Source organism: Sphingorhabdus rigui, from assembly GCF_014196595.1.
GTDB lineage: Bacteria > Pseudomonadota > Alphaproteobacteria > Sphingomonadales > Sphingomonadaceae > Sphingorhabdus_B > Sphingorhabdus_B rigui.
Window position 1 is genome coordinate 1 of sequence record NZ_JACIEA010000006.1, and the last position, 2,171, is coordinate 2,171.

Sequence of the window (2,171 nt, forward strand, 5' to 3'; positions counted from 1 at the left end):
CTTTTTTAAATCACATATCCGATGGCGTTTGCGCCATAGATTGCCTCGAAGCTTATTTCGTCGCCGAAGTTATCGTTGGCGAGGTTGTTCAGCGTAACGGCCGCATTACCGGCTGAGATAGTTGTCAGGCCATCGCTTGTGGAGACCTGTTCGAAGTTAACGCCCAAGTCGGCGGTGTGATTAGTAAATTCGAGCACATCACCCACCTCAAACCCAACGATGGTTGCGGTAATGCTTTGGCCGGCATCAATGATAAAGGTATCCACCTTGCCAGCGGTCGCCGTGACGCTCTGCCCGTTGGTGAGCGTGACCGGTGTAAGGCCGACATCAGCGATGTTTATGCTGAACGCAGGCGTACCGGAAGCCATTCCGCCGAGCGTTACAAGAAGTTGTTCACCGCCCTCAGTTAGTCGATCCAAGGTTGTCGTGATTGTGATGCTACCCTGGCCATTGTTGACGGTGAACGACCCGCTCAAGCCACCGGTAATATCTTCAGCCGCGATCCCTGTGCCAGAGAGGGCATAGGGAACGACCGTGCCATTGGCGACGCCTTCGGCATTAATAGTCAGTGTAAGCGACTGCCCCTCGGACACCGTGGAGTTGCCCGAGATCACAAAGCCCAAAATAGTAAGCTCGGAACTTGTGGTGTCGTTGACCGGAAACGTTGCGTTATCCGAAATGTTATTGGAGTTTATAATCGCGGCAAGTGGATCAAAGGTGGAGCTTCCGACGGCCTGGGTCCCACCAAGCTTGATTGCACCACCTGCGGCAAAGTCGATGGCAACGCTGGTTGAGCCAGACGCAGTCCTTAAGGTGAAGCTGCCCCCCACACTCAACGTCGTGGTGTAGGTCCCATCGCTAATCTGAAGCTGCGTTCCCGTCTTGGCAAAGCTATAGCTGTTAATCGACCCAGATAGGTCGACCGTGTCATTGTTGCCCACAAAGACTAACGCGCTTGTCTTTGGTGCCACAATAAAGTGCTCAGCCGCGTTCGTACCCTGCACCAACTCGCTGTTTGCAACATTGAAGGTCTGCGCTTGCCCCGCCAACGTCATCTTGTTCGCAGCCGTACTCTGGAACAGTTGTATATCTGCAAAGCGCAAGATGTTCATGCCGCGCAGCGTATCTGTGCCGTCAGGACTACCGGCCCGGTTGTCCCTCACCGTCGTCACACCGGCAACCGTCGTCACCGTATAATCGCTCCGGTTGCCTGTATACACAGCAACATCGGCTCGGCTCCCACCGGTCAGCGCATCATTGCCAGCGCCACCTGTAAACACGCTCACAGATCCAGAAGTGCCTATCAGCGTGTCATTACCAGACGTGCCTGCCACCGCAGTGGCCGCTACAACAGGCGCCGAGACAATGCGGGCGGTAACGTCATATGTGCCTTGCGCAAGGTCGGTAGGCAGCGTCAGTGACCAACTGCCATTGGCGCCAACCACAACACCGTTCGCGGTCGTGTAGGTAGCGCCACCAACCGTCACCTCTAACACTTGCCCTGAAGACAAAATCGCAGTCCCACTTAAGGTCGGGGTCTTATCCGACGTCCGGATTACATCAACCGTGGGAGGGGAGCTCACGCTAGAAGCAGACAGTACCGAAATGTTATTGGAGTTTATAATCGCGGCAAGTGGATCAAAGGTGGAGCTTCCGACGGCCTGGGTCCCACCAAGCTTGATTGCACCACCTGCGGCAAAGTCGATGGCAACGCTGGTTGAGCCAGACGCAGTCCTTAAGGTGAAGCTGCCCCCCACACTCAACGTCGTGGTGTAGGTCCCATCGCTAATCTGAAGCTGCGTTCCCGTCTTGGCAAAGCTATAGCTGTTAATCGACCCAGATAGGTCGACCGTGTCATTGTTGCCCACAAAGACTAACGCGCTTGTCTTTGGTGCCACAATAAAGTGCTCAGCCGCGTTCGTACCCTGCACCAACTCGCTGTTTGCAACATTGAAGGTCTGCGCTTGCCCCGCCAACGTCATCTTGTTCGCAGCCGTACTCTGGAACAGTTGTATATCTGCAAAGCGCAAGATGTTCATGCCGCGCAGCGTATCTGTGCCGTCAGGACTACCGGCCCGGTTGTCCCTCACCGTCGTCACACCGGCAACCGTCGTCACCGTATAATCGCTCCGGTTGCCTGTATACACAGCAACATCGGCTCGGCTCCCACC

Annotated in this window: 1 protein-coding gene; it reads right to left on the minus strand. The window is 55.4% G+C overall.

Annotated elements, in window-relative coordinates; translation table 11 throughout:
* Positions 1 to 5: 5 nt before the first annotated feature.
* A partial coding sequence (locus GGR91_RS11510) for a beta strand repeat-containing protein (protein WP_183942372.1) occupies positions 6 to 2,171 on the minus strand: 2,166 nt, incomplete at its 5' end.